The 22,001-nt window shown below is 40.4% G+C and carries 15 protein-coding genes; all 15 read left to right on the top strand.

Features of this window, described 5'->3' with window-relative positions; translation table 11 throughout:
• Nucleotides 1–107: 107 nt before the first annotated feature.
• The 15 genes from IW510_RS02150 (at nt 108) to nifJ (ending at nt 21,879) form a co-directional block, all read left to right on the top strand.
• The gene (locus IW510_RS02150; RefSeq protein ID WP_202056325.1) at nt 108–923 is read left to right on the top strand and encodes an ABC transporter permease; all 816 of its coding nucleotides are present in this window, start codon (nt 108–110) and stop codon (nt 921–923) included.
• A 13-nt stretch (nt 924–936) separates the two neighbouring features.
• Nucleotides 937–2,217, top strand: a complete 1,281-nt coding sequence (locus IW510_RS02155) for an ABC transporter ATP-binding protein (RefSeq protein WP_202056327.1) — start codon at nt 937–939, stop codon at nt 2,215–2,217.
• The gene (locus IW510_RS02160) at nt 2,214–3,158 is read left to right on the top strand and encodes a class I SAM-dependent methyltransferase (RefSeq protein WP_202056333.1); all 945 of its coding nucleotides are present in this window, start codon (nt 2,214–2,216) and stop codon (nt 3,156–3,158) included. The genes IW510_RS02155 and IW510_RS02160 overlap by 4 nt, the downstream gene beginning before the upstream one ends.
• 1 nt (nt 3,159) lies before the next feature.
• Entirely contained in the window at nt 3,160–4,536 is a 1,377-nt protein-coding gene (locus tag IW510_RS02165) for a hypothetical protein (protein WP_202056334.1), read from the top strand.
• 34 nt (nt 4,537–4,570) lie between these two features.
• Complete coding sequence (locus tag IW510_RS02170; protein WP_202056335.1) at nt 4,571–6,994, top strand: glycosyltransferase family 2 protein; 2,424 nt, start codon at nt 4,571–4,573, stop codon at nt 6,992–6,994.
• A gap of 270 nt (nt 6,995–7,264) precedes the next feature.
• Nucleotides 7,265–7,411: a hypothetical protein gene (locus IW510_RS02175; protein WP_202056337.1), complete on the top strand. Its 147-nt coding sequence runs from the start codon at nt 7,265–7,267 to the stop codon at nt 7,409–7,411.
• A 368-nt stretch (nt 7,412–7,779) separates the two neighbouring features.
• Nucleotides 7,780–9,225, top strand: a complete 1,446-nt coding sequence (locus IW510_RS02180; protein ID WP_202056340.1) for a YfhO family protein — start codon at nt 7,780–7,782, stop codon at nt 9,223–9,225.
• A 494-nt stretch (nt 9,226–9,719) separates the two neighbouring features.
• A complete protein-coding gene (locus tag IW510_RS02185; protein WP_202056343.1) occupies nt 9,720–11,858 on the top strand; it encodes a glycosyltransferase family 2 protein in 2,139 nt (712 codons plus the stop codon).
• A 199-nt stretch (nt 11,859–12,057) separates the two neighbouring features.
• Nucleotides 12,058–12,210: a hypothetical protein gene (locus tag IW510_RS02190; RefSeq protein WP_202056345.1), complete on the top strand. Its 153-nt coding sequence runs from the start codon at nt 12,058–12,060 to the stop codon at nt 12,208–12,210.
• Between the two features lie 147 nt (nt 12,211–12,357).
• A complete protein-coding gene (gene miaA, locus IW510_RS02195; protein ID WP_202056347.1) occupies nt 12,358–13,275 on the top strand; it encodes a tRNA (adenosine(37)-N6)-dimethylallyltransferase MiaA in 918 nt (305 codons plus the stop codon).
• Between the two features lie 14 nt (nt 13,276–13,289).
• Nucleotides 13,290–14,531: a GTPase HflX gene (gene hflX / locus IW510_RS02200; RefSeq protein ID WP_202056607.1), complete on the top strand. Its 1,242-nt coding sequence runs from the start codon at nt 13,290–13,292 to the stop codon at nt 14,529–14,531.
• Nucleotides 14,528–15,781 carry a methionine gamma-lyase family protein gene (locus tag IW510_RS02205; protein ID WP_202056351.1) on the top strand — a complete coding sequence of 418 codons (1,254 nt, stop codon included), beginning with the start codon at nt 14,528–14,530 and terminating at the stop codon, nt 15,779–15,781. Before hflX ends, IW510_RS02205 begins: the two co-directional genes overlap by 4 nt.
• A gap of 273 nt (nt 15,782–16,054) precedes the next feature.
• Nucleotides 16,055–16,438, top strand: a complete 384-nt coding sequence (locus IW510_RS02210; RefSeq protein ID WP_202056354.1) for a MerR family transcriptional regulator — start codon at nt 16,055–16,057, stop codon at nt 16,436–16,438.
• A gap of 35 nt (nt 16,439–16,473) precedes the next feature.
• On the top strand, nt 16,474–17,814 hold the full coding sequence (gene glnA / locus IW510_RS02215) for a type I glutamate--ammonia ligase (RefSeq protein WP_202056358.1): 1,341 nt from the start codon (nt 16,474–16,476) through the stop codon (nt 17,812–17,814).
• 384 nt (nt 17,815–18,198) lie between these two features.
• Entirely contained in the window at nt 18,199–21,879 is a 3,681-nt protein-coding gene (gene nifJ, locus IW510_RS02220) for a pyruvate:ferredoxin (flavodoxin) oxidoreductase (protein WP_202056365.1), read from the top strand.
• The last annotated feature ends 122 nt before the right edge of the window (nt 21,880–22,001 follow it).

Raw genomic sequence — 22,001 nt, forward strand, 5'->3', positions numbered from 1 at the left:
GATTTGAGAGAAAATTGCTTGCTTCTAAAATAAGTGATATAATTCATTGATGTTTTAATGGATGAAATATAAATAAAAGAACGCAGTGTAGGAGATTGAATGATTATATGTTGAAAAAGTTGATGAGTTTACCAACCGAATTATATCAGAATAGAAAATTGGTTCTGTCGCTTGCAAAAAATGATTTTAAAACGAAATATGCTGGCTCCTATTTAGGTATTTTTTGGGCATTTATCCAGCCAATTGTTACAATTTTTGTCTACTGGTTTGTATTTGGGAATATTTTCCAAAATGGAACAGATCGAGGGGCACCCTATGTTTTATGGCTGGTTACCGGGTTAGTTCCATGGTTTTTCCTTCAAGATGGTCTTGTCTCAGGGACGAGTACCTTTCTAGAATATAATTACCTGGTCAAAAAAGTTGTGTTCAAAATCAGTATTCTACCAATGGTTAAAATACTGTCGGCCTTTTTTGTTCATGTTTTCTTTTTAGTGTTCGTTTTACTTCTATATGTATTCTATGGCATGCAGGTAGACTTTTACTATCTTCAAGTAATTTATTATAGCTTCTGTATGTTCTGCTTTATGTTGGCTGTCTCCTATATTACCAGTTCAATCGTTGTGTTTTTCCGAGATTTGACACAAATTATCAATATTGTACTGCAAGTTGGAATTTGGATGACACCGATTATGTGGGATTTTCCTGATTTAGGATTGGCAGAAAACGGTTTGGTTGCTTCTCTTGTAAAACTGAACCCTATGTATTACGTGGTAAATGGGTATCGGACAACCTTAATCGATAAAATCGGTTTTTGGGAATATCCAAGCTTGACGCTTTATTTCTGGGCAGTGACAGCAATCCTGTTTGTCATCGGTATTCTATTGTTCAGAAAACTAAAAATCCATTTCGCGGATGTATTGTAGAAGGGGATAAACAATGTCAGAAAATGCAATTACTGTAGAAAATTTAAATAAAGTATATCGCTTATATGATAAGCCTGTTGACCGTTTGAAAGAGGCACTGGGAATGAAGGTTCATTCCAGTGAGCACTATGCCTTGAGAGATGTCAGCTTTGATGTGAAAAAAGGTGAGACGATTGGAATTATTGGAACAAACGGCTCCGGAAAATCTACCTGTCTGAAAATCATTACAGGTGTTTTAAATCCAACCAGCGGGAATGTACAGGTCAATGGTCGGATTTCAGCCTTGCTTGAATTAGGGGCTGGATTTAACCCTGAATATTCCGGATTGGAAAATGTATATTTGAACGGGACGATGATTGGCTTTAGCAGGGAAGAAGTCGATGCAAAATTGGAATCCATTCTTGAGTTTGCAGATATCGGTGATTACATTCATCAGCCGGTCAAATCCTATTCCAGCGGGATGTTTGTCCGCTTGGCATTTGCCATTTCAATCAATATTGAACCGGAAATATTAATCGTTGATGAAGCATTGTCTGTAGGGGATGTATTCTTTCAGGCGAAGTGCTATAAGAAATTTGAAGAGTTTAAAGAAAATGGCAAAACAATTTTACTGGTAAGTCATGACTTAGGAAGTATCTCTAAATACTGTGACCGAGTGGTACTATTGAATAATGGGGAAAAGCTTGACGAAGGCAGTCCCAAAGAAATGGTTGATTTATTCAAAAAGGTTCTTGTTAAGCAAGAAGGAACCCAAGCCTATGAAGTACCAGAGGGAGTAAATGATGTGGATGTTCCTTCCGTGAGTGAGACTGATAGCTGGGATAAACCATTTAGCTTAAATCCGGATGTTTTGGAATATGGAAATAAGATGGCAGAAATCATTGATTTTACAATCATCGATTCTGATGGAACACCAACAAACACGATTGAGAAGTTCAGTGAGTTTATGATTAAGATGAAAATCAAGTTTCATCAAGATTTGGAGGATGCAATTTATGCCTTCACAATTAAGGATTTAAAAGGAACAGAAATTACCGGAACCAACAGCCTTTTTGAAAAGGTCGAAATGAGCGATCGTAAAAAAGGGGCGATAGTGGAAGTCTCCTTTGTTCAAAAGATGCCGATTCAAGGTGGAGAGTACTTACTTTCGTTAGGATGTACCGGTTATCCGAAAGGTGATTTTGATGTTTACCACAGACTTTATGATGTGTGTAACATTACGGTTGTTTCTTCTAAAAATACTGTAGGTTATTTTGATATGGATTCGAAGGTTCAAGTTGAAGTAGTTCAATGATAAGCGAAAGGGGTCTTGGCGTGGATACATATGTAGGAAAAGTCAAACTGGATGAAACGCATTATCCTGGTGAAGATTATTATAGCGATGGTGTAATTGAGGATAGACTTTTGGAAATTGTGTCAACCTATTCAGAGGATGAGTACAATGAAGTCATCGCTGAAAATGAAGATTGGGCAATTCTCTATCACTTGTCGCATATACGTACAAACATTGTTGAGTGGCTGCCAATCGAAAAAACAGAAACGGTTCTTGAAATCGGTGCAGGTTGCGGTGCAATCACAGGTATTTTAAGTGAAAAAGCCCAAAAGGTTGATTGCATTGATTTGTCGAAAAAGCGCAGCTTAATTAATGCAACAAGAAACAAAGACAAAGAGAATATCGTTATCAAATTGGGGAATTTTCAGGATGTGGAAGAATCGCTGACTGAAAAATATGATTGGATTACGTTAATCGGTGTTTTTGAGTACGGAAAAGGATACATAAATTCGGAAGATCCCTATGTTGATTTCTTGAAAATCATCAAAAAACATTTGAAGCCGAATGGAAAGATTGTCATTGCTATTGAAAATAGACTGGGCTTAAAATATTTCGCCGGCTGTGTAGAGGATCATTCCGGCATTCTTTATGATGGCATCGAAGGATACCACCATGAAGGAATCGCAGCAACCTTTTCGAAGCCTGAATTACAGAATATTTTTACTAAAAGCGGCTTTTCTAAAGTTGATTTTTATTACCCATATCCTGATTATAAGCTGCCGTTGTACATTTTTTCAGATGATTACCTACCGCAGTCAGGAGACCTGCATATTCATCAAAACTATGACCGATTGAGAGTCAACGCATTCGATGAAACACAAGCCTATGACACATTGATTAAAAGCGGATTATTTCCTCTTTTTTCAAACTCGTTTTTAACCGTGTTGGAAGGAGATGAATGAGATGCAGAAGATAGTATTTAGCAAGTATTCAAATGAAAGAGCTCGCCGTTTTGCGATTCGTACGGATATTGTTTCTGATGAAGCAAAGCAGCTGACTGTTTTTAAACGTGGCCTTTATCCTGAAGGACAACAGCATATTGAAAATATTTTTAAATGGTATCAGAAGTTAAGTGCAAGCTATAGTGAGACACAGATAGAAATGAATCATTGTGAGCTTCAAGGGGATAAGGTTGCGTTGGAATACCTGACACAATTTACCTTGGAGCATGAGCTGAACCAGCTGCTGAGAAAGAGAAATACTGAGCAGTTTACAGCCTTGTTGTTTTCTTATATCAATGAAGTACGCAAAGGTGAAGCCGTTCATCCTTTTGTTAAAACAGAAGCATTCATTGAAACCTTCGGTGATGTTGAGATAGAAGAAGCCTTATCAGCTGAAGTAACGAATATTGATATGGTCTTGAACAATGTTATCTTGGGAGAAAAATGGACAATCATTGATTACGAATGGACCTTTGATTTCCCTATTCCGGCAAACTTTGTCATCTATCGTATTCTTCACTATTTCATTAATAGTAGTCCGTTCAAGAGTTTATTGGATGAAATGGAGCTGTACGAGCAAGCGGGTATTTCTGATACCGAGCAAGCGGTCTTTGCTGATATGGAACGTCATTTCCAAAGTAGTTTTTTGTTAAAAGAAAAACAGCAGGATAAGATGATTGTGCCAATCAGAGAAATGCACGAAGCCATTTCTCCCGGCAGTATTGATTTGAAGAGTATCTATAGTGAAGAAAAGCAGAAGCGAGAAACACCTGTCCAAGTATTTATGAGTAAAGAGTATTCTTTTTCAGAAGAAGGGTCTCTTGTTATTCTGTGCAACATCGAGAAAAAGGTATCCTTGACCATTGATTTGGCTGAGGAAACAGATTTTTTACGTCTTGACCCGCATGAGGATGCTTGCTACTTGACTGATTTGGAAATCAAAGATGAGTCTGGACAGAAGCTGTCAATCTTTGCGTCAAACGGTAAGCAAATCAGTGAGAATCAAATGGTGTTTATCGAACATGATCCTCAAATTATTTTGAGTCAGCTGAAAGAGATAAAACGACTTGAAATAAGCTATGAGATTCATTTAATCAGTGCACAGGAGCAAGTTGTATTTAAAGATATGCTGATGGATAAACAAGCGGCTGATGAGCAGGTGGCAGTTCTTGCTGCTCAAGCAGAAGAAGCGAAACAGGCTGAGCAAGAATACCAACAGCAGCTGAAGGAGAAAGAAGACAGAATTGCTTACCAGAATCAGGTAATTTCCAATATGGAAAATACCAAAATCTGGAAGGCCTATGAAAAATATAAAAAGACCTTTAAAAAGAACAATTAGGGAATACTGTCTGTAGAACGAGGAGAATAAAAAAGTGGATAACAATTTTTGGATAAGAAATGATCGATTCCATTTAAAAGATCGAACAAAATATATCATAGATGCTTGGTTGAAAACCGGTCAGACAATAACGGTTAAGCTTGATGATCAACAAATGACTCATACGCTTGAAGAACCGAAAGAGATTCAAGATAATTCTATTGGCCGCTTTGTAAAGATTACGATTGTTCTTCCGGAAGATTTAGATGCATACCGTAGCTTGCAGATATTCAGTATAGAAAAAGGGGCGGAGAAGCTTTGCTGTGAGCTCCCTGTTTCTGCCATATTGCAAAAAAGAAATCCAATTCAAGTGTATTATGATGACACTGAAGTAGATTTTGCAACACAAACCTGTCGGATGGAAGGTTGGGTAATTTCCAATCAGCAAGTAGAAGTGAAGGTTTTAGACAATAAAAATAGACCCATCGATTTTGAAATAGAGCGGGTTAAGCGCAGAGATATCTTGGCGCTTTTTCCTGAGTATGATTTGGATCAAGAGAATGGATTTATCATTACTTTTTCTTATGGTTCAAGCAGCACAGGGACTGTAACGTTTTACAACGATAGCTTTGAAGTAAGCAGAGAGATTCATTTGAGCCAGGCGCATTACCGCAAAGAGAATTTTCGAGAGTTAGTTGAAAAGGCGAAAAATGTGGTGAAAAACGAAGGCTTTGGTAAGCTGATTCGTGCCGTGTTACGAAAAGTGAAACGGAAAATTACTTCTGCCCCCCCAATTCCTAAAAATTATCAGGAATGGATTGCGCAAAAGCTGCCGAATAAGCGGGAGCTGGCAAAGCAAAGAAAGATTGTATTTAAAAATCAGCCGCTAATCAGTATTGTTATTCCGCTGTATAAAACGCCTGAGTTTTATTTAAATCAGCTTGTGGACTCAATCAAAGCACAATCCTATGAAAACTGGGAGCTGTGTCTGTCAGATGGCAGTGGAGAGAATTCTCCAATTAGAGGGATGCTGGAAAAAATTGAGAAGAGCGACGCAAGAATTAAAGTTGTTCATAATGAAAAACAGCTGCATATCTCTGATAATACGAACGAAGCAATCAAGGTGGCTACAGGTGATTACATTGCCTTTGCGGATCATGATGATGTATTGACTGCCAATGCTCTTTTTGAGAACGTTTTGCTGATTAATAAGCATCCGGATGCTGAAATGATTTATTCAGATGAGGATAAGGTAGACGCGGAAAACAAATATGTTCAACCGCATTTCAAACCGGATTTTAGTATTGATATGCTTTGCTCGGTCAATTATGTCTGTCACTTTTTAGTGGTAAAACGGAATATCATCGAGCAAGTTGGGATGCTTCAGTCAGAATATGACGGCGCGCAGGATCATGATTTTGTTTTGAGATGTTCAGAAGTGACGGAGCATATCTATCATATTCCTAAAATTCTGTATCATTGGCGTATTTCAGAGGATTCTACTGCTGAGAACCCTGACAGTAAGAGATATGCTGTTGAAGCTGGGAGAAAAGCCGTACAGGCACACTATGATCGAATCGGTGTACCGGCTGTTGTCGAAGAAGGAAAATATTTCGGATTGTATCGTTCTCACCTGAAAAGAACAACTGATCCGCTTGTCTCCATCATTATTCCGACAAAGGATCATGTGGAGGATTTGAAGCAGTGTATTGATTCCATCGAAGAGAAGAGCACGTACAAGAATATTGAATACATCATTGTGGAAAATAACAGTGTAGAGGATCGAACCTTTGATTACTATAAAGAGCTGGAAAAGAACAGCCGTGTGAAAATTGTAACCTATGAAGGACCATTCAATTATTCTGCCATCAACAATCATGGCGCATCTTTTGCGAAAGGTGATTATTACCTCTTCATGAATAATGACGTGGAAATTATCAATCCGGACATGATTGAAGAGCTGTTGAATTATGCGATGCGTAAGGATGTAGGTGTCGTTGGCGCAAGAATGTACTATCCAGACGGAACAATTCAGCATGCCGGCGTAGTTGTTGGTCTTGGCGGTGTAGCCGGCCATTCATTCACAAACTTTAAACCAACAGAAAATGGGTATTTCAATCGAATTATCGTGACACAGAACTATAGTGCTGTAACAGCAGCCTGTATGATGGTTCAAGCGCAACTGTTCAACGAAGTCAACGGCTTTTCTGAAGAGCTGGCGGTGGCCTTTAACGATATCGATTTCTGTCTGAAAATTAGAGCTATTGGCAAGCTAGTGGTTTATAACCCATATGCAGAGCTTTATCACTATGAGTCAAAATCCAGAGGCGCCGAAGATACGCCTGAGAAGGTGCAACGCTTCCAAAATGAAATAGCTGTTTTCCAGAAAAAATGGCCTGATATTTTAGAAGATGGCGACCCGTACTATAACGTTAATCTGTCCTTAGATACACAGGATTTCTCATTGAAATTGATTTAATCAGTGTCGATTCACTGGCTGCTGCAAGTAGAAAGTAAATAGCTGATGTAGAAGCATTGCATTCCTAAATGGCAAGGAACGCTCGAAGATTCTAATGATGATTTGAGCGTTTCCTGCCTGTAAATAGGAAGCAGGCTTCTTTTTGCGTATTGCGTTGAGTTAGGAAGCATGGAGCAGCAACCGGACTGATGAGAAGAGCTGGCTAGTTCTAAGCGAGAGATAGAAAAAATTCTTGGTTTTTAGTAGCCATTAGAGTAAGATAGAAGCATAGTGAAAACTGAGGATGGCGACCGGAAGGAAGTACAGAAGCTAGAGGCTAAGGCGCAGGTTGATACTGGTCACTCTGATAGTTGGGTTGAGAGCGGCTGGAAAAGAAAAACTGCTGATTTTTGTACGAACTTCTTTTTTGATGTGTAATAAAGCATGAACATCCTACTATAGGGGAGAAAAAATAAAGGTTTTGGAGGTGGCTGAAAATTAGCCAGAAAGTATTTGTAAAAGTTTCGAGGGTTATTTTTTTAGGATTAGCGTTTTTTGTTATTTCGTATCTTAGCTTGTCTCCCTTCCTGTTCGAAAAAGAAATATTACAACAGCACGATGTATTATTTCATTTCAGTCGGATGGAGAGCTATTTTGAATCAGTAAAACAATTTGAATTTTTTCCAAAAATTTTCTATGCATTTGTTAACGGCGGCGGATATGCTACGGATCTTTTTTATCCGTCTATTTTATTGCTGCCATATGCTATATTTAGATTGATAGGGCTTAGTACAGCGGCCTCTTTCATGGCCTATCTTTTTCTAATTACTTATATAACAACAATCACAACCTATGCCCTTGGAAAAGTGGTTTTTGGAAAGAGAAAAACAGCGCTTCTTTTAGCCGCAATCTATGTTTTATCGGGGTATCGGTTTCAAGTAATGATTCTCCGTGGTGCGTTGGGAGAGCTGTTGGGATTTGCCTTTTTCCCATTGGCCTTGATTGGGTTGTACAGTATCCTGTTTAAGGATAAAAAGGATTGGTATTTTCTTGTTATCGGCATGTCATTAATGATTATGAGTCATATGCTCTCAGCGTATATGTTCTTTGCTTTTATCTTGGTTGCCTGTGTCTATAAAATAATTATTTGCAGGAATAAATCAGAGCTGTTAAAAAGCGGCAGCCTGCTTGTTGTAAGTGGTGTTCTGACATTTTTCTTGATGCTGTGGCAGCTATTACCAATGCTGGAGCAAACGCTGCATATGAAGTTCAATTTCATGAAGACCTTTCTAAATGTTCCTACGGTAGACTTAGGCTCGATGCTTAAGCTGTCTTTGTTAGGGAATTTTACAGATGAAGCAATTGGCATGCGTAATTTCGGCACGACCCTTACAATTGCCCTAATTCTACTTTGGCCGCTTGTTTTCAAGATGGGCAGAACTGCGAGAGTGGTGCTCGTCTCGGCAACATTTTTATTTATCGCAACGACAACTGCAATTCCTTGGGAAGCACTCACGGACACACCTATAAAAATGATTCAATTTCCGTTTCGTCTATTTCTATTTTGTACGGTGCTGGTTTCTTTACTGGTGGCCTATGCGTATAAAAATATTGCAAAGGAAAATAACATTGTACTGATTGTTCTGTTGGTAGTAATCGGTGGACTTTCCTGGCATGTGAATCATACTTATCAGCCTAAGTTCTTCTCTCTTCACAGTGTGGAAGATGTACCAAATCATTTTTCAGTGATTGGCGGTGGACAGGAATATCTCAAGGAGGGAATGGTGTACGAAAAGGTAGTACCAGGTATTCCAACAGAGGTTTTACCTGAAACACCGGATCAATTCACCTTGCAGAATGTTCAAAGAGATGGTGGCGTCTTAACAATCACGGCGGATGCTCAAAGCAGTATGCTAGTGAAAACACCATTTGTCTATTACTACGGGTATCGTGCAGAAACTGCAGATGGAACAAAAATAGAAACAGTCGAAAAAGACGACCGAGTGGCTTTTGAGTTTCCGGCAGGCACGCATGAAATAAAAATCTTCTACCAAAAAACATTGATTCAACGAGTTACGGCAGTCATTTCGTTGATTTCGATTGTGGTCTTTCTTGTGATTATTATACTTTTCCAAAATCATATAAGAAAACAAGAGCGGGAAAAGAGTAGAGCGAGCAAAAAGGAACAGCCGACTGTTGCTGAATCTGAACCGATGATTGGCAGTCGAGTGAATCGAAGAAGTAGCAGATAAAAATGGAAAAGTCTCTAAAAGAACAAGATGGTTTTCAAAAATCATCTTGTTCTTTTTTATTGTAATAAGACACTAAAAATGTTTGATAGTAAAGAGTAAAGGCTGTCATTTGTTAGGAAAATTGTCACGTTTAGCTTTCAGATTCACATTTTTTTCCTGATTGTATGCAATAAAAAAATTTATAGATAGAACAAAAGGCAGATTGATGATAAAATGTAGCAGTCACGTGTTGAATTATAAATGAAAAAAGGTTATCTGTTTTATAAGCTAGGTATCCTAAAAAGTTACAGTTCAGTATGTTTGAAATAGTCATCTGAGCTGAGGTAGCTGTTTTACGGAAAAAAATTCAAAATGACATAGACTATCAATCGCAAGCACATCAAAGAATAGGAGCGAATAAGTATTCGTTTTTGTACATTGCACTGCGAGTGGACTTTAGAGAGAAAAAAATGTACTCTAGAAATAGGAAAAAAATGCAGAAAAGGAACGGATCAATGGCAAACGAACAGAAGATTCTCGTGAATATCGATAATATTTATAAAGATAAAAAGAAAAAGGAACTCACTGTTATGGGGTGGGCAGTGGATATGACACATAAAAAGAACCCAAATATTGAGGTACAGCAGTCAGCGTCAGTTGCTTCAAGTCGTGTTGGCTTGGCGCCAAGAGGAGATGTAATAGAAGTCTATGACTTGCCTCCTTATGTCTCTGTCGGCTTCAGTGTGACACTATCTGTAAATGCATTTGATGGTGAGGCAACGATACTTTTTTCAAATGAAGAAGAATCGACTACTCAAATAATTGATTTGGGGAAAAGCTACCCTGATGTGAATCAGAATGCCAGCAAAGAAAAGTGGAAGCAATATTTTAGAAAATTTAAAAAAGGTCTAGGCTATCTGAAACGGAATGGTATCTTAAACACCTATCGTCGAGTACGGATTGACCAGAAAAAAACAAACGACAAGTATCTGGAATGGATTGAGAAAAATGAACGTCCTTTTGATACGTCGGTAGAAATCGAGAAAGATATCTTAGTTTCTATTGTAGTGCCGGTTTATAATGTTGAAGTCAAGTGGCTGGATAAGTGTATCCAATCGGTTAAGGATCAGACGTATACAAACTGGGAGCTTTGTATCGCAGACGATGCCTCCACTCATCAAGAGCTTTTAAATGCTTTGGCCAAGTATGAAAAGGAAGACCCTAGAATTAAAGTAGTGTTCCGTAAAGAAAATGGTCATATTTGTCGAGCAACGAATTCAGCGCTAGAGGTGGCGACAGGAGAGTTTGTCGCGCTTTTAGATAATGATGATGAGTTAGCGCCTAATGCAATCTATGAAGTTGTTCGTTTATTAAACGAGCGCCCGGAGCTTAATTTGCTTTATAGCGATGAGGATAAAATTGACGAAGTCGGAACACGTTCGGACCCGGCATTCAAGCCACAGTGGTCTCCTGACCTTCTAATGAGTACGAATTACATCTCTCATTTAGGTGTTTATCGTCGCTCAATTATCGAAGAAATTGGCGGGCTGCGTGTCGGTTTTGAGGGGGCACAGGACTATGATTTGGTGCTCCGCTTTACGGAGATGATTTCATCTAAAACTATTGCTCATATTCCCAAGGTCCTTTACCATTGGCGTATGCTGGAAACGTCGACAGCGGCTAACCAAGGTTCGAAGAATTATGCGTTTCAGGCTGGTCAAAAGGCTTTGCAGGAAGCATTGGAGAGAAGAAGTATTGATGGTACCGTTGAAGCCGGTCCTGCCAATGGGTTATACCGAGTGAACTATGCCATTCCTGAAAAGGAATTAGTTTCAATTATCATTCCAACGCGAAATGGGTATAAGGATTTGAAACGATGCATTGATTCAATCATCGAGTTGACGACTTATCCAAATTATGAAGTGATTGTTGCGGATAATGGTAGTGACGAGCCGCAAATGGAGGAGCTGTATAATCAATACAGCACAGAGTTGGGTGAGCGATTTATCAAGCATTCGATTGATATTCCGTTTAACTTTTCAAAAATTAATAATATTGCAGCCAAGGATGCGAAAGGCAAGTATCTGTTATTCCTTAACAATGATACCAAGGTCATCACTCCTGATTGGTTGACAAATATGGTTTCTCTGGCTCAATTGGATCATGTGGGAACAGTTGGGGCAAAGCTCTATTATGAAAACAACACAATTCAGCATGCCGGAGTCATTGTCGGTCTTGGAGGCGTTGCCGGACATGGACACCATACGTATCCTAAAGGAGATTTTGGTTACTTTGGACGTTTGGTTGCCAATACAGACTATCTGGCTGTTACAGCTGCCTGTGTCATGATTAAGAAAACGGATTTCGAGCAGCTAGATGGCTTTGATGAAGATTTCGTTGTTGCTTACAATGATGTAGACCTTTGTTTGAGAGTTTACGAAGAGTTAGGCAAGTATAACGTCTATTCAGCGGATACAGAATTGTATCATTATGAATCTCAGTCAAGAGGATATGAAGATACACCGGAAAAACAAGAACGCTTCCTGAAAGAAGCCGAACGCTTCCGTGGAAAATGGCTGTCTTACGTAGAAGACGACCCGTTTTATAATCCAAACCTGACAAGAAACGGCGGAGACTTTAGTGTACGATTATAAAGGCTACGAAGTAGCCTTTATAATCGTATGCGACGAGAATCGAAAGCCAGTCAGTTCTTGATGGCTTGAGACTCGTAGGAGCACCTTTCCAAAAGGTAGGATGAAGGCCTAAAGTCTTATGCGCCGAAGATCGCAGTGCAAGCCTTCAATTCTTAATGGCTGTGCCATTTAGAGATTGATGAGATCGGAACGAAGTGTAGTGAGAACCGTAGAAGCACATTTCCCAGAAGTAGCCTTTATAATCGTATGCGACGAGAATCGAAGAGAAGTGCCTGAGCTTGAACACTTTGCATCGAGAATCGAAAGCCAATCAAGTCTTGATGGCTTGAGACTCGTAGATGCAGCAGGCTAAAGAAAAAAGACTTGAGCTACGGTGAAGTTCTAAGTGTTTCTACAAAGTAAGTAAAAATATTAAAATCGAAAGGCAGGACGGAGACTCAGCGAGTAGTGACGAGTATATCCACCTGCCTTTTTAGAAAATGCAAAAGGATAAAAACAAATGGATAAAGTTTTAGTAATCGTTGGTCCTACAGCAGTAGGAAAGACTGCATTAAGCATTCATTTAGCAAAACAGTTGGATGGTGAAATTATCAGTGGGGACTCCATGCAGGTCTATCGCCAGCTAGATATTGGCACTGCAAAGGTTAAGCCGGAAGAACAAGAAGGGGTTCCTCATTATCTAATTGATTGTCGTGAATTGACAGAAAGCTACTCCGCTGCAGATTTCCAGTATGAAGGAAGAAAAAGAATCGCCGACATCATTGAAAGAGGCAAGCTGCCGATTATTGTTGGTGGTACAGGATTGTACATACAGTCTTTGCTCTATGATTATCAATTGGGTGGAAAAAAAGAAGAGGTAGCACCGGAAATAAGAGAAAAATATGAAGCATTTGCTGAGACTCATGGCAATGAAGCGTTATGGCAGCTGTTGCTGGACAAAGACCCGCAAGCCGCAGCAACTATTCATTTTAATAATAAAAAGAAGGTTGTTCGAGCGCTGGAAGTTTTTGAAGCGACTGGTTACAGCATCTTGACTCCAAAGGAAGAACCAGCGCTCTTGTATGATTATTTTATGATTGGCTTGGAGACTGAGCGCAGTTTTCTTTATGAACGAATCAATCAACGTGTGGATTTAATGTTGGAAGAGGGACTTTTGGCAGAAGCGAAGTTAATGTATGATAATAGGGACGTTCAAGCAGCTCAGGGGATTGGTTACAAAGAGTTTTTCCCTTACTTTGACAAGGTTATCGATTTAGAAGAAGCTGTTACACAAGTAAAACAGAATTCCAGACGATATGCGAAACGCCAACTAACCTGGTTTCGAAATCGGCTGGAAGCAGAGTGGTTTGATTTGCTTCGACAGCCTGATGAATTGAAACGACTTGAACAGGATGTTGCCCGGTGGCTGGAGCGATAGAAAGGAACAAAGATATGGCGAACGAAAAAGAAAAAGTAATCTTAGTCGGTGTAGAGACAGAAGAGAACAGTGCTCAATTTGAGGATTCTATGAAAGAGTTGAAGAATCTGACAGAAACAGCACAGGGCGAAGTCGTTTTTTGCCTAACTCAGAAACGACCGAGAGTGGATCGGCAAACACTTATTGGTAAAGGAAAACTACAAGAACTGATTGATTTTGCCGATGCCTATGAAGCAGATGTGGTTATCTTTAATCACGAAATGACGCCCAGACAGAATCAGCTGGTTGGAGAAGCTTTGGGAATTCGTGTGATTGATCGCGTACAGTTGATTTTGGATATTTTTGCTTTACGAGCTCGTTCAAGAGAAGGAAAGCTGCAGGTCGAGCTGGCACAGCTGAATTATCTGCTGCCGCGACTGGTTGGACAAGGAAAACATTTGTCCCGTTTAGGTGGGGGAATTGGAACAAGAGGACCAGGAGAAACGAAGCTGGAATCTGATCGGAGACATATTCGTAACAAGATTACTGTAATAAAACGAGAACTGAAGGAAGTGGCGGCTCATAGAGAGCGCAGCCGTCAAAAACGACAAACGGCAGATGTTTTTCAGATTGGTTTAGTTGGTTATACGAATGCCGGAAAATCAACCATTATTAACTTATTGACAGCGGCTAAAACTTATTCAGAGGACCAGCTTTTTGCAACATTGGACCCTCTGACAAAGAAATGGCAGATGCCTAATGGAATGGTCGTAACAATTACCGATACGGTTGGTTTTATTCAGGATTTACCCACACAGCTGATCGAAGCCTTTCAATCAACCTTGGAAGAAAGTCGGGAGATGGATTTGCTGCTGCATGTTGTTGATGCCAGTGCTTCTAACCGACTACAACATGAGGTGACTGTGACAACATTGATGGAGGAGCTGGATTTCAGTACCATACCGGTTCTAACGGTTTACAACAAAAAGGATTTAATCGATGAGAATGAGTTTACGCCAACACTGTTTCCCAATGTGCTTGTTTCAGCGAAGGAAAGCAAGGACAAGGAGAAGCTGATTAGTAGAATCCGCGAGAAAATGATGGAGCTGTTAGTACCTTACGAACTAACGTTAGCTGCTGATCAGGGGCAGGCGTTAAGTGAGCTCAAAAGACAGACGATTGTTCTCTCAGAAGAGTTTTTGGAGGAGCAGAATAGTTATCAGGTGCGAGGGTTTGCGAAGAACGAGTCAAAATGGGTAGGGAGAACAGAAGAATGAGCTGGACGGAAAGTCTTCATCCGGAGCTGATTGCTAAAATTGAACTAGTTGAACAGAAAATTGCTCCGAGACTAAAAGAGCTGCAGACAGTTGCTCTGAACAATCAAGGAAAAGTGTTACAAGCTTTTCGGAATCAGAAGGTATCGGAAACACACTTTATGCCGGTAACAGGCTATGGCTATGATGATATGGGGCGTGATGCCTTGGAACAAGTTTATGCGGAAGCCTTTGGCGCAGAACAAGCCTTGGTTCGACCGCAAATTATATCCGGTACGCATGCCATTGCGACTGCTCTTTTTGGTGTTTTGCGTCCCGGAGATGAGCTTCTTTATATAACAGGTACACCTTATGATACATTGTTAGAAGTAATCGGACTGGCAGGAAACGGCATCGGTTCAATGAAAGAATACAATATTCATTATAATCAAGTCGACCTTCTCGCATCCGGTGATATTGATTTTGAAACAGTGAAAAAGAAGATGAAGCCTCAAACTAAAGTTATTGGTATTCAACGCTCTAGAGGCTATGCTGCAAGACCCTCTTTTACTATTGAAAAGATTCGTGAGATGGTTGCATTTGTGAAAGCAATTGATCCGAATGTGATTGTTTTCGTGGACAACTGTTATGGAGAGTTTGCTGAGGAGCTGGAGCCGACGGTAGTAGGGGCAGATTTGATGGCCGGCTCATTAATCAAAAATCCGGGCGGCGGAATAGCCAAGACAGGTGGTTATTTGGCTGGCAAGCAGACACTTGTTGAACGTTGTGCCTATCGGCTGACAACACCTGGTGTAGGAAGTGAAGGCGGAGCAATGCTTTCTTCCGTTCATGAAATGCTACAGGGCTTCTTTTTAGCTCCACACGTGGTTAGTCAGGCGATTCAAGGGGCTGTTTTTACAGCTGCTTTATTGGAAACCTTCAACATTACTTCTACGCCTAAATGGAATGAGCCCCGCACGGATTTGATTCAAATGGTGGAGCTGAAGGAGAAGGATGCGATGATTACCTTTTGTCAGGCCATTCAAAAATTTTCTCCAATTGATGCATTCGTTGCACCGATTCCAGCCTATATGCCGGGCTATGAAGATGATATCATCATGGCGGCAGGAACCTTTGTCCAAGGAGCCAGTATTGAATTAAGTGCAGATGGACCCATTCGACCACCTTATATTCTTTATGTACAGGGTGGGCTGACAGCAGAGCACGTGAAGATTGCTGTGGTTCATGCGGTGAACGAAGTGTTCTATTCATAGCAGTATCGGCATTATTGCTGTTAATAAGCGAAGCTGCAGTTACTAGTTTAAAAGCAAGGATATCTTACTATCTGAAGGATTCAATTATTTCACGATAATCGAATCCTTCAGATATTTTTTTATAGTTGGTCTAATAAAAAAGCAACATTGTCATGTTACAAAATTCCTAAATCCGAACAAAATAAATTTTTATGTTAGAAAAGCTAACATTAATGATTGACAAGAGAAAAAAGTGCTGTTATTCTTATAGGCAACTAAGAGAGGGGGGTGGATATGAGAGAAAAAGAGCTAAGAAGATCAATGTCGGTTTTTCCGATTGGTACAGTTATGAAATTGACAGATTTATCAGCACGTCAGATTCGATATTATGAGGAGCAGGACCTGATTCATCCGGAAAGAAGCGAAGGAAATCGTAGAATGTATTCGTTAAATGATATTGATACTTTACTGGAAATCAAGGATTATCTGTCAGACGGCTTGAACATGGCGGGAATTAAACGTGTCTACACAATGAAGCTGGAAGAACAGAAAATCAATAGCGAGTCCGGTAAACCTCTGACAGATGAAGATGTTCGGAAAATTTTATACGACGAAATTCTTTCTCAAGGAGGACTTACTCAACAAAATCCATTCCAATCGCAAGGCCCGAAATTATAGTTTCGGATAAAAAATGAAGGACGTGAAGGGAACTTATGACAAAAAAAGAAAAGACAGTAGAAGATATCAAGCGTATTGCTGAGGAAGAGAATGTTCGATTTTTACGACTGATGTTTACAGATATCATGGGGACAATCAAAAATGTTGAAGTACCCGTAAGTCAGCTGGAAAAAGTACTCAGCAATAAAATGATGTTTGATGGTTCTTCTATCGAAGGATTTGTGAGAATCGAAGAAAGCGATATGTATCTGTATCCGGATTTATCGACTTGGATGATTTTCCCTTGGGAAAGTGAGCACGGGAAAGTTGCTCGTCTCATCTGTGATATCTATAATCCAAATGGCCAGCCTTTCGCCGGCGACCCTAGAGGAAACCTGAAGCGTGCGCTCGCAGATATGAAGGAACTGGGCTTTTCTTCTTTCAACTTAGGACCGGAGCCGGAATTCTTCCTGTTCAAGCTAGATGAAGATGGTGAAATTACGACTGATTTAAATGATAAAGGTGGCTATTTTGATTTTGCTCCAACGGACTTAGGAGAAAACTGCCGTAGAGATATCGTTTTGGAGTTGGAAAGTCTTGGCTTTGAAGTAGAGGCTTCTCACCATGAAGTTGCTCCGGGACAACACGAGATTGATTTCAAATACGCAGATGTAGTAGAAGCTTGCGACAACATCCAAACCTTTAAACTGGTTGTAAAAACTATTGCTAGAAAACATGGACTGCACGCAACATTCATGCCAAAACCGTTATTCGGGATTAACGGTTCAGGGATGCACTGTAATATGTCATTATTTACGGAAGAGGGCAATGCGTTCTTTGATGAAGAAGGACCAATGCAATTAAGCCAAACAGCGTATCACTTTTTAGGTGGTCTGTTGAAACATGCTCGTGCGTATACAGCGGTATGTAATCCAACAGTGAACTCATACAAACGTCTGGTTCCAGGCTATGAAGCACCTGTTTATGTTGCATGGAGCGGAAGAAATCGTTCGCCATTGGTACGTGTACCGGAATCAAGAGGAATGTCTACTCGTTTAGAGCTGCGTTCTGTTGATCCATCGGCTAACCCATACCTGACAATGGCTGTTCTATTGCAAGCCGGCTTAGACGGAATCAGAAATGAAATTGTACCACCGAAAGCTGTAGATAGAAATATCTACATCATGAATGAAGAAGAAAGAAAAGAAGCTCAGATTGAAGACTTGCCATCAACCATCCATAATGCAATCAAAGAATTGCGCAAAGACGAGGTAATGAAGGATGCGTTAGGCGAACACATCTATGCAAACTTTGTTGAAGCGAAGCGTATGGAGTGGGCTGCTTTCCGTCAAACTGTTTCTGAATGGGAAAGAGAACAGTATCTGGAGCTTTACTAATTTTAATAAACAACCTATCGAACACTATTGGCTTTGGCCAATAGTGTTTTTTTTATGTGAGGGAGCGAAAACCGGAAGGGGGCTAAAAAATATTGACATTTTCATTGAAATTATCAGGAAATGAAGCTTAAATTATGCGAAATGAATTTTTTTCACAGATTTTTATGAAAATATTAAAAAAAGAAAATGCTTGATAAAGTAGAGTGAAAGTGCGATTTATAAGACGCTATAAGTGTTTTTGTGAAAATAGAAGAGAATGAATTGTTGAAAGTTTGTGAAAAAAATCAATAAAATGTTTCATTGTTTGCAGCTATCCGTTATAATAGATTAGGAATAGATGTTTAAATAACTTTACTTTTGATAGATAGAAGGATGATTATTAACATGCGTAAAATGAAAACGATGGACGGAAATACAGCTGCAGCATATATCTCATATGCTTTTACGGAGTTAGCTGCAATTTACCCGATTACACCAAGCTCAACAATGGCTGAATTAGTAGATCAATGGTCAGCAGAAGGAAAATTGAACCTGTTTGGTCAACCAGTGAAAATTGTTGAGATGCAATCCGAAGCCGGTGCCGCCGGAGTCGTTCATGGCTCCTTGAAAACTGGTGCGATGACTACGACATATACAGCCTCTCAAGGGTTGCTGCTGATGATACCAAATATGTACAAAATTGCCGGTGAATTGCTGCCGACGGTTTTTCATGTTGCCAGTAGAGCCGTAACAACCGGTGCATTAAATATTTTTGGCGACCATGGTGATGTGATGGCAGCACGTCAAACAGGTTTTGCAATGCTATGCGAAAGTAGTGTTCAAGAAGTCATGGACCTGTCTCCTGTTGCTCACTTAGCTTCATTAGAAGCCAAAGTACCATTTATGAACTTTTTTGATGGGTTTAGAACCAGTCATGAAATACAGAAAATTGAAGTAATTGATTATGACGAACTCCTTCCTCTAATGAATCAGGAGGCTCTAGCGGAGTTCAGAGAACGAAGTATGAACCCGAACCATCCGTCTGTCAGCGGAACGAATCAAAACCCGGATATCCATTTCCAACAGCGTGAAACAGTCAATCAGTATTATGACAAGTTGCCGGAAATCGTTCAATCTTATATGAAGAAGATTAATGAGCTGCGGGGCACGAACTATGATTTAGTGACGTATTATGGTGCAGAGGATGCAGAAGAAGTTATTGTCTCTATGGGGTCTGTGGCACAGACAATTGAACAGACTGTCGATTTCCTAACTGCTCAGGGAAGAAAAGTTGGTTTCTTGAATATTCATCTGTATCGCCCATTCCCAATCGAAACATTTTTAGAAAAAATGCCTAAGACTGTTAAGTCCGTGGCAGTCCTTGATCGTACAAAGGAACCTGGAGCCGGTGGTGACCCATTACTATTAGATGTTCAGAGTGCTTTGTATGAATCAGAGCTGCGTCCTGCGATTGTGGGCGGACGTTATGGGCTGGGCTCTAAGGATGTATTGCCGAATCAAATCATTGCAGTTTATAACGAATTGTTAAAAGATAAAAGTGCTCGTAAGTCTCGGTTTACACTGGGAATCGTCGATGATGTGACAGAAACCTCCTTAGATTCCGGAGCAGCTGTTGATTTGACAGATGCACAAACCTATCAAGCGAAATTCTGGGGCTTCGGTTCTGATGGTACAGTGGGTGCAAATAAATCAGCAATCAAAATTATTGGAGATCACACCAATAAATATGCTCAGGGGTATTTCCATTATGACTCGAAAAAATCAGGAGGACTGACTGTTTCTCATCTTCGATTTGGTGAGACACCGATTCGTTCCACTTACTTAATCGAACATGCGGATTTTATCGCTTGTCATACTGCGGCATACTTGAACACATATGATCTGCTGAAGGGGTTGAAAAAGGGCGGCACATTCCTGCTGAATACTGTCTGGAATGATGAACAGCTGGAACGTTTTCTTCCTGCAAAAATCAAAAAATATCTTGCGGAAAATGAGATTCGTTTCTATACAATCAACGCAGTGAAGCTGGCGACAGAGGTTGGTTTAGGCGGAAGAATTAATACCGCAATGGAAACGGCGTTCTTCAAGCTTGCAGACATTATGCCATTCGAAGAAGTACTGCCTATTTTGAAGGATGAAGCCTTGAAAAGCTATGGCCACAAATCGATAGCTGTTGTTGAAAAAAATATTGAGGCCATCGATCGGACTGTAGAGCTGCTGCATGAAGTAGCTGTTCCAAAAGAGTGGAAAGACTGCGAAATTAAGATTGCCGCACCGAATATGGATGTTTCAGCGTATATTCGTGAAATTGTAGAGCCTATCAATCGTCAGGAAGGAAATGACCTTTCTGTTGGGGCTTTGGTAAGCAACGGCATGACGGATGGCCGTATGCCATTAGGAACTACGGCTGTGGAAAAACGTGGGATTGCGTTAGAAGTCCCTGAATGGATTAGTGATCGTTGTACGATGTGTAATGAATGTTCCTTTGTTTGTCCGCATGCAGCCATTCGTCCGTTTTTGGCAGATGATGAAGAAATGGAAGCTGCACCGGAAGGCTATATTGTACGCGAAATGCGTGGAGCAGATGGTCTGAAATATCGTATTCAAGTCTCTGTAGAAGATTGTACTGGCTGTGGGCTATGTGTGGATGCATGTCCTGCTAAAGGAAAAGCTTTGGTGATGAAGCCATACAACGAACAGAAAGAACAAGCGATGAACTGGGCATTCTCCATGACCTTGAGACAAAAAGAAAATCCGGCGAAGCCAAACACCGTTCTTGGTTCTCAGTTCAACAAACCGCTGCTTGAATTTTCCGGAGCTTGCTCTGGTTGCGGCGAAACACCATATGTTAAATTGTTGACACAAATGTTTGGGGATCGCATGATGATTGCCAATGCAACAGGCTGTTCATCCATCTGGGGAGCAGCAGCACCAGTATCGCCATATACAACAAATGACGAAGGACAAGGACCAGCATGGTCAAACTCTTTATTGGAAGATAATGCAGAATTTGGTTACGGCATGTTCTTGGCTGCTCAAACAAGAAGAGAGTATTTAGCTGTTGCTATGAGTGATGCGATGTCAGAAGCTTCTGCTGAATTGAAATTACTAATGGAAGACTGGCAAGAACACATGAATGATAGCGAAGGCACTCAACAGCGAGCGGCGAAGCTGACAGCGGCTTTAGAGGTCGAAAAAACCGGTAAGCCGTTACTAGAAGCTGTTTATGAAAAACGTGATCTCTTTGTGAAGCAGAGTCAATGGATGATTGGGGGAGACGGCTGGGCCTATGATATCGGTTACGGCGGTATCGATCATGTATTGGCAAGCGGCGCAGATGTCAACATGCTTGTGTTGGATAATGAAGTGTATTCCAATACTGGTGGACAGACATCGAAGGCGACACCGGCCTCAGCAATTGCCAAGTTTTCTGCAAGTGGAAAATATGTTTCTAAAAAGGATTTAGGCATGATGGCGATGACGTATGGCAATGTCTATGTTGCGCAAATTGCTTCAGGAGCAAATCAGATGCAGACAATCAAAGCCTTTGAAGAAGCAGAAAAATTCCCTGGACCATCAATCATTATCGCCTATACACCGTGTATTGCTCATGGGCTAAAAGGCGGAATGAGTCAGACCTTGCAAGAAGCAAAAGAAGCTGTCCAGTCTGGTTATTGGTCACTTTATCGTTATAATCCTGAACTCAGAGAAAAAGGGAAAATCCCAATGACCTTAGATTATAAGAAGCCTGATTTTAATGAAATGAAAGGCTTTATGAGAAAGCAGGTTCGTTTCTCTGCCTTGGAATCAACACAGGCTGAATATGCAGGAAAGTTATTCGAAAAGACCGTCGATGATGCGAAAAATCGTTTCTATAGTTATGCTCGCTTGGCAGGTCAGGAAGAAAAGATTCGTGCAAAATTAGAAAAAGTTGAAACAGAGCCAACGGAACAACCGATTGAAAAACCGACACGAGAGAGAAAAGAACGTGTCAAAGACCCGGAAGCAGAAGCACGCAGAGCAGCACGTCGTGCAGAACGGGCTGCTCGTAGAGAGAAAGAATAGAACAAAGCTATGGGAGCAGTGATGCAGACAGGAAGGAGTCTTGTCTGCAGCTGCTTTTCTTTATAGTATGTGACGAGCGCCCTAATTTATAAAAGTTTCTTTTGATTTTCAGTATTCTGTAA

Source organism: Enterococcus sp. BWR-S5, assembly GCF_016745255.1.
Lineage (GTDB): Bacteria > Bacillota > Bacilli > Lactobacillales > Enterococcaceae > Enterococcus_L.